The following is a 7,456-nucleotide window of genomic DNA, read 5'->3' as shown; positions in this document are numbered from 1 at the left end:
TTAAACGTCGCGTAGCCAGATTTGTTGATGTGCCAGCCAACGTTCCCGGTGCCGTCCCAGGTTGAAGATTGGATATAGCTGCCGATCTTGGCGTTTCCAATCGTCCCGTCTCCAATAACCGTGTCCCGAATTATGGTCTGCCCATTCTGGATAACGAAAGGAAGCGTAACGGTCGCTCCGGCCTGGTGCGTTACGCCGAAGCGGTCAGCCAGGAAGATAACCTGCGACTGCATGCCGGACGGCGTATTCTCCACGCCGATCCCCATCCCTGCCGCGTAAAGCTGACCATTGCTGGATAACCCGACCTTGATGCTGTACATCGCCTTCAGGTCGCCGTTGACGTTCGCAATGGCCTGCGCGTTGGTGGTGATCGCTGAAGTGTGCCCGTTGATGGTCGCCGTGATGCCGTTTATCTGCGTGGCGGTGGCCTGCTGATAATCGGAGAACGTCTGGTTCAGGCTGTTGATGGATGCCTTGTTGCCGTTCACGTCAGTCTGCAAACTTAGCAGCGAACGTGCTGTTGCCTCCCTGTCGCTTGCCATGACGTTATCAATACGATCGATGCCGGCCTTGCTGTCACCGTACTGCGCACTGAGTCTCACCCGCTGATCAACCTGCGCCAGCGTACTCGTTATTAGCGCGATAGCGTTATTCTGGATGCCGCCGCTGGCAGTATCGGTTCTTGCTCCCAGCTCCTCCAGGCGGGATGCCATTGATGAAGTCGTGTCGGTGACAACCTGTCGCAACGTGGTGATATCAGCAGTGTTTTGCGAGCTGGCTTGTTCAGCTGCATCTGCCTTACCTGATGCAGCGTCAGCTTTACTCGAAGCCGAATCAGCTTTATCAGAAATGACCTGAGTACTCGCAGTGAGCTGATCAACAGCAGTAGCCCTTGCCTGAGTTTCATCTGACAGAGCCTGCCTTACCTCGGTAATTCCCGCCTCGTTCTGCGCAGTTTTTGCCTCAAGACGCGTAACATCCGTTACGCGCGCCTCCGTTTCAGTAGCGATCACCTCCCGGAGCTGTTCGAAAGTCGCAGAGTTAGCGCCCTGTTGGGCTGTCTGGCGCACGACAACATCGGCAATAGCCAGCGCGTTTCCGATGATTGCTTCAGCGGTCTGCTTGTTCGAGCCAACCGCAGCAGCAAGGCCGTCTGCGTTCTCTTTGATTGCATCAGCCAGCTCTGCCAGTTTTCCGCTGCTGTCCAGCGCGTTCTCGATCAAGTCTTTGAACGTATCGGAGCCTTTCATGTCCTCCAGGATTGCATCGGTGATATCGGATACATCGATGCTGGCCTGCCCGCGCACAAAGTCTGTATACCCTGATTCGTTTCCGCTGCGGTCCACCAGCTGCGCGCGGTACCAGAAAATTTGCCCAGCCTTTAGGCCCATCTGCTGATACTTGCGCTGCGGATAGGGTACGTCTGCCAGCAGCATCGCATCGTCTTCCGTCCCGGTCAGACTGTACTGAATTTCCGTCTTCAGCGTGTCGTCGGTGTTCGCCGGGAATCCCCAGCTCAGCTCGATACCGAATACCACATTATCGGAAGCGATGAAGCCAACCGGTTTCGGCGGATTGCCCACTTTACCCGTCAGCGTTTTCTCTTCCGAATATCCCCATCCGGAAGAAATTTCTGCGGCATTGATGGCGCGTACACGTACCAGATAGCGCCCGGCATAAATCCCAGGAACGTCGAATGACGTGGTGGAACTGCGCGGCACGTTCACCCAGTTTCCGTCGTTGCGGCGCCATTGCGCTTCATAGGCGATAGCGTTCTGCGCCTGGTCCCAGCTCACGCGCATCGTTTCGACGCTGATATTTTGCTGCACCACAGAAAACGAGCTGATCACGATGTTCGCAGGCGGAGACTGGTTGCCCGGCGGGATCACGCTCACCGGCCGCTGGTCAATGATGGCTCCGGTATCGATTCGGGCATATTTATCCGGATCGTGCCATGCACCGGTAATGGTGAAAGTGCCATCATCGTTATCAGCGACACTCACGACACGATACTGCTGCGCATAGAGTTCGTTTGACTCAACCACCCAGACAGCTTCGGCCTGAGGCGTCTCACTGTACGCGGTGGTGACTGTGACCGATTCCCCGTTAACCGCCTGAATGGTCCTGCTCTGTGACGCTCCGGAGGGAAGGTTGAGGATAAGGCGATCACCTGCTGCCGCATCAGCTACACGGTCAAGTTTGATAACGCGACCATTAACGGCGCTGATGCGTCCGCCCATAACCTTTCCGGAAAGCAGCTCGTCTGCCACAGCGATGATATAGCCAGGCTGCGGTATGTTTCCGTCCAGCCCGACATCGAACGAAACAACGCGATCCTTGTTGTTGGTGAGAATACCCCAGCGCCCCTTTCGGTTCGCTTCTGACTGTCTGGTACAGCCGATGGCTGTCATTTCCAGCTGATTGAAGCCATACCGCGCTACCAGCGCCTGCTCGAATACGGGTTCCATCGCGTCAGCGTAGGCGTTACCGGGATCGGACCATGAAACCAGCGCTGTAGTGTAGCGGGTTTTCGTGGTGCTGCTTGAATAGGTGAAGCGACCGCCAACAACGTTAGCGCGCGTATAGCTGTAATCCACATCACGGGGCATATCGGCCAGAGCAACGATCTGATCGCCACCCCAGTACGTCATGCCACGGAATATGGCCGCAAAATCACGCAGGACTGTATAAGCGTCGTTTCGGTCCTGGATGTACACGTTGCAGGTATAGCGTGGTTCTGTTCCATCGCCACCCTTACCGTCCGGCACCATCTGATCGCAATATTGGGCGACCTGATAAAGCGTCCACTTATCGATGTTAGCGGCAGTCAAACGGTGACCGAGGCCGAACCGGTCAGAAACAACCAGATCGTAAAAAATCCACGCAGGGTTATCCGTCCATGCCCACTTAAACGCCCCGGTCCATGTCCCGCTGTAAGAGCGGGTTTCTGGGTCGTAAGTATCAGGAACCCGAATAACGCGGCCACGAGGCTCACAGGAGATCTGAGGTATAGAACCATTAAACTGGCTGGAGTCGAATTCAATGTACAGCAGCGCAGTGTTCGGATATCGCAATTTCGCATCAATCACCTCAGTGAAGCTCTGTAGCGTCATCGTGTCGCCGATTTTCGCGCTGTTGGCGTCAGCGGTAATTTTGCGTAGTCTGATTGTCCAGGTGCTGCCCGCCTGAGGTAAATCAATACGGTGGCTACGTTCATAACCAGACGTCGTTTTGCCGGTCACACTGGTATTGAGGACTGTCTGCCATGTCCCGCCGTCCGTCTGCAAGTCAATCGCATAATTAACCGAGTAACCAACCAGATCGCCATCGTCCTCCTGCTTGAAAAGCGAGGGCCATTTCAGGCGTAAACGAACCGCCGAAAGCTGTGTATTGGTGAAGGTTCGTGTCCACGCTGTACCGCTCGCTACCTCGGTTCCAACGCTAATTTCGTTTTCGGTACCGGGAATACCCTGAATATATTTTTGCGCCTGCGTTCCAGCGCGAAACTCCCACGTCACGCCGCTGAAGTTTTGGGAACCGTCGGCATTCTCCAGCGCCGTTCCGTCCAGGTAGATATCTTTGCCGGTTAGCTGCCCTGCAAACTCCCCCTCCCCAAGCGCAACGAGGATTTTTGCCTTCGCTACAGATTGCAGATCATCAGGCTGTTCGGTAGGAGTTCGGGAGCTGGAACTCCCCCCTTTTCGTCCTGTAATTGTTTTAGCCATATCGCGCCCATAAAAAAAGCCACCCGAAGGTGGCTTGTAAAAAGGTTTGTTATCTACTGCTGATCTTCCACATAAATCCCGGCGGAAATAATTGCCCCGCCGATTCGCTGGCGGCCGTAAAGGAGCGGAACCGGGTAACCCTGTGCGGCGGTATTTGTCACCCCGCCGAACGCATACGATGCACGGTTATCTGCGCTTTGTTTGCTGGCCAGGCCACCAGGTTGAGGCGAAAGCATCTGGACAACTCCACCAGCAATCATAGCTGCACCAAATTTATACCCGAAGGCTGAAAAGGGGTTACCTGGCGCAAAATAACTTCCTACTGCGGAAGCAGCTACAATTACGGCACCAAGGATAGTTTGTAACAAACCAGACCTTTTACTGCCGATAACAACGGGAACTATTCGGATAACTTCTCCTGTTACGGGGAAGCCTAGATCATCAACACCAATATTCTTCTTACCTTTAAAAACAGCAAAAGTAAGCCCTCGGCGATTACTATTAATCATATAGCTCTCAAACCCCGGTATAGTTTTTGCGAGAGCAACGCCAGCTTCACTTACTTTAGAAATTAACCTATGATGGATTTTCCCAAAGGTTTTCCCTAATGGCCCACCAAGTTCAATTCGAGACATAACCTCTGACATTTTTTCACCTTATAAAAAAACCTGCCAAAGCAGGTTTTGAATGGTTTTTATTTATATGGCGTCTATTTTAAGGTCGTCGGCCTTATATCCAAGTCCCCACCCTCATCAATGAAAATTCGCACATACTTATTTTCTCCATCGCCTAAGTTTATGTAGCGCTCTTGTCTTGCTTCGTTTGCGCCACATAACCCCCTCCCCTCCAAGGCGGCTCCTACTGCATGTTCACCCTTGGATAAATAAAACCTTACTTTTTCTTTAGGCTCTAACTTTGCAGACAACTGTCCATCTATATAAACGGATGCAAAACATCCACCGCCTATAAACCCACTATCTCTAACAACAGTAATAGACTGGTTAGAATCCGATTGCTGAAATTTAAAAGTTCTGTCAGATGGTGCAAACGAAGCTTCGCTTGGAGGGGTTACGCTTGTTGAACAACCAACCATTAATAAAGAAAGTGCCAATAATGCTTTTTTCATATCCCTATCCCCTTTGGTTTTACAAAAGGTTAGCACAGAGATTTGTAACGGAGAATCTTCATCGTTCGTTCCTGCCAGTAACCGCCATAAGGTACTCGCTGACTCAGGTGACCGTACAGGTGGTGCAGCAGCATATTGCCCTCCAGCAATATACCCGCGTGGTTCCACTTATCAGCCTGGACCTGCATGATCACCATATCGCCAGGTTTCGGCGGCCCGTCGAATTCACGGAATCCGCACTCGTACCAGCAATCCTGATAGAAGTTGTCCGGATAGTCTTTTTCCCACCAGGGATAATCAACCCGGTAATCGTGGAGTTCGATACCATGCGTTTGCCGGAAATAGCTCATTACCAGCCCCCAGCAGTCAAAGTGACCAAGCACAAAAGGACGCTCCAGCAACGGCAGCTCTCCGCGCGGCTGGATGGTGCGTAAATCCCCCTCCGGCCAGCTCACGATATGCCAGGGTAAAAGCGTTGCGTCGCATTGCGCTTTATCCAGTTCGCTCGGCTGCGTAGTGGCGTCAGGGTGGCTGTGAACGATGGCGATCACCGTACCCCAGTCCTCAGCAGCTGCGTAATCTTCAGGGCAGAGGACAAAATTTTCCTCCGGCGCCGCGGCAAGATTCCGGCACGGGAAATAACGTTCAACACGGCTTTTTTGCGCCACCACACCACAGCACTCACGAGGATATTCAGCAGCAGCATGCGCCATGATGGCATCAATGGTTTTCTGGCGCATATCAGCTCCTGATCAAAGATGTACCGACGAAACCACCATGCGAAAGCTCATTACCTTTGCCAAAACGTAGCTCACATGCTTTCAGCGTTCCGTTGCATTCATCCAGCGAGGGATCGCTCACCGGGTTATTGTTTTTGTCGAAATAGCGGGTTCCGGCATAGTCGCAACCATCACCGGTACGGTACTTGTTACGGATGCACCAGGTGCACAACGAATGGAGCTGGCGCGTAGGTATCATCAGCCCCTGCAGATCCATTGGGCTGGAGAGGGTGAATTCGACTACCTCGTTTGTTTCGCTACTCTTTGAATCGATGTAGAAAACCTTCAGCTTTTCCTGGGTCGGATCGGCTGTCGGGTTACCCCCGGTGAAGTTTTTCGCATCGAGATATTTACCCAGGGTGTCGTGTATCGTCACCTTCGCCTGCAGCATATCGTCGTAAGCCAGGCAAAGGGCGGTGATCGAGCTGTCGAGGTTAGCAACCGAAAGTTTTGGTTGCGCACTACTTCCCGAAGTAGAAGCCTCGATCCCCTCAATCTGGCATGGCCACGCTTTATATTCTTCGCCCTGCCACCAGATTGATTTGGCCGGAAGCTTGTTTTCGTCACCGCCGGCCGCCGTTATTTCTGCTTCAGTATGTGCGAGGCTGTAGCTGTGAAACCGTAACACCTCACCTGTACCAAATGCAGTGCCATCCACTTCAAACAGCCTGACCTCATCGCCGGGTTCAAGCTTCTGATAATCTGCGTTAAGACTCATGGTTTATAGGTCTGCTCAAAAGTTGCTGAAAGGTTGAAGAGCCCAGCGCCAAGCGGCGAAGGAGTGTAAGTATCACAGCGATACAACCCCAGTGGTTCAAGCGGTGGGTGCCACTGAAAAGACTTTGTTCCCTGATGGCGATCGAGAAAGTTTTTAATGGCCCCGATATACGCTTCGGTACCGGTAAACTGTAAATTCCACTTTTGTGAACGCGGATTTAATCCGTCACCGGCCACCTGTTCATATCCGTCACCAAATTTTGCGGAGCGCCGGCGGAACGTTACCTCCTGCTCCGCGTTGATGCGTGGGCACCAGCTGAATGTTTCAAGAGCCATCAGCGGCCTCCTTTTGCAAGATTCCAGATATCACCGCCAGGGCGAATATCGCGCATCATGTTTTGTTTATATCGTTGATCCACGAACCGCCCGACTTCAGCGCCAAACTGTTCGAAGCCAGCTGAGCCCTGAGTAGATGTATTGCCGTTTCCGTCAATAGTGATATATACCTGTGGCGCCCCTCCACTGCCTGGCGTGACGCCGCCATTTCCCACGGCGCGGACAGCCAGTGAACCATCAGACGCGCGGGTAAGAGGCATAATGGCTTCAGGACCCGCCTCTCCCATCAGGCCGGCACCTTTTGCAAACGCAAACAGCGTCGGTGAACTGACGACAGAGTTACTGTACTGACTGAGATCGGCTGAAGAGTAAACGCCGCCTTTGGCGTTTAATTGCAGGTTAGCACCGTAGTTCTGGATTGCTGTTCCGCTACTGGCTGAGGATGAGGCGGCACCGCTAAACAGCGAACCGATAGAGCTGGCGGCGTTCGCGATCATCATATTTACCATCACCTGTTCTATGATTTTCAGAACGCTGATACCCCAGTCTTTCCAGCTCGCTTTATTGCCGTTGAGCATCTCGACAATGTTGCTGCTGATCCCTGAAAGTGCGGTTTTCATGACGTCGGCAGCCTGCATTGCATAGTTCGTGGAATCATCCACCCAGTCGGCAAGTCCGTCACGGGCGCCTGTTACCCAGTCAGCCTGTAGCGCATCAACTTTCTTGTAGTAATCCTCCTGAACTTCGATCCTTTCGGCCTGCGCATCCTTCAG

Annotated in this window: 7 protein-coding genes; all 7 read right to left on the bottom strand. The window is 52.8% G+C overall.

The window, feature by feature from the left end; all coding sequences use genetic code 11:
- Nucleotides 1-3,725 (bottom strand): phage tail protein (locus ACOTYB_RS24315; RefSeq protein WP_421765908.1); only part of this gene is annotated, 3,725 nt, incomplete at its 3' end.
- 53 nt (nt 3,726-3,778) lie between these two features.
- Complete coding sequence (locus ACOTYB_RS24310) at nt 3,779-4,372, bottom strand: tail assembly protein (RefSeq protein WP_333032191.1); 594 nt, start codon at nt 4,370-4,372, stop codon at nt 3,779-3,781.
- A 62-nt stretch (nt 4,373-4,434) separates the two neighbouring features.
- Nucleotides 4,435-4,851 carry a hypothetical protein gene (locus ACOTYB_RS24305; RefSeq protein WP_032634511.1) on the bottom strand — a complete coding sequence of 139 codons (417 nt, stop codon included), beginning with the start codon at nt 4,849-4,851 and terminating at the stop codon, nt 4,435-4,437.
- Nucleotides 4,852-4,880: 29 nt separating this feature from the next.
- A complete protein-coding gene (locus ACOTYB_RS24300; RefSeq protein ID WP_333032194.1) occupies nt 4,881-5,591 on the bottom strand; it encodes a C40 family peptidase in 711 nt (236 codons plus the stop codon).
- Nucleotide 5,592: 1 nt separating this feature from the next.
- A complete protein-coding gene (locus tag ACOTYB_RS24295) occupies nt 5,593-6,348 on the bottom strand; it encodes a phage minor tail protein L (RefSeq protein ID WP_063436824.1) in 756 nt (251 codons plus the stop codon).
- A complete protein-coding gene (locus ACOTYB_RS24290) occupies nt 6,345-6,683 on the bottom strand; it encodes a phage tail protein (RefSeq protein ID WP_063436823.1) in 339 nt (112 codons plus the stop codon). Before ACOTYB_RS24290 ends, ACOTYB_RS24295 begins: the two co-directional genes overlap by 4 nt.
- Nucleotides 6,683-7,456: phage tail tape measure protein (locus tag ACOTYB_RS24285; RefSeq protein ID WP_421765907.1), on the bottom strand; the 774-nt coding region annotated here is incomplete at its 5' end. The genes ACOTYB_RS24290 and ACOTYB_RS24285, both read right to left, overlap by 1 nt.

The organism is Enterobacter cloacae complex sp. IR5450 (genome assembly GCF_049238665.1).
GTDB lineage: Bacteria > Pseudomonadota > Gammaproteobacteria > Enterobacterales > Enterobacteriaceae > Enterobacter > Enterobacter hormaechei_C.
This window is presented reverse-complemented; position numbering and strand designations above follow the sequence as displayed.

Excerpts from the sequence above, each read along its gene's own strand:
- ACOTYB_RS24295 (WP_063436824.1), bottom strand. The coding sequence starts at position 6,348 with ATGAGTCTTAACGCAGATTATCAGAAGCTTGAACCCGGCGATGAGGTC.
- ACOTYB_RS24305 (WP_032634511.1), bottom strand. The coding sequence starts at position 4,851 with ATGAAAAAAGCATTATTGGCACTTTCTTTATTAATGGTTGGTTGTTCA.
- ACOTYB_RS24310 (WP_333032191.1), bottom strand. The coding sequence starts at position 4,372 with ATGTCAGAGGTTATGTCTCGAATTGAACTTGGTGGGCCATTAGGGAAA.
- ACOTYB_RS24290 (WP_063436823.1), bottom strand. The coding sequence starts at position 6,683 with ATGGCTCTTGAAACATTCAGCTGGTGCCCACGCATCAACGCGGAGCAG.
- ACOTYB_RS24300 (WP_333032194.1), bottom strand. The coding sequence starts at position 5,591 with ATGCGCCAGAAAACCATTGATGCCATCATGGCGCATGCTGCTGCTGAA.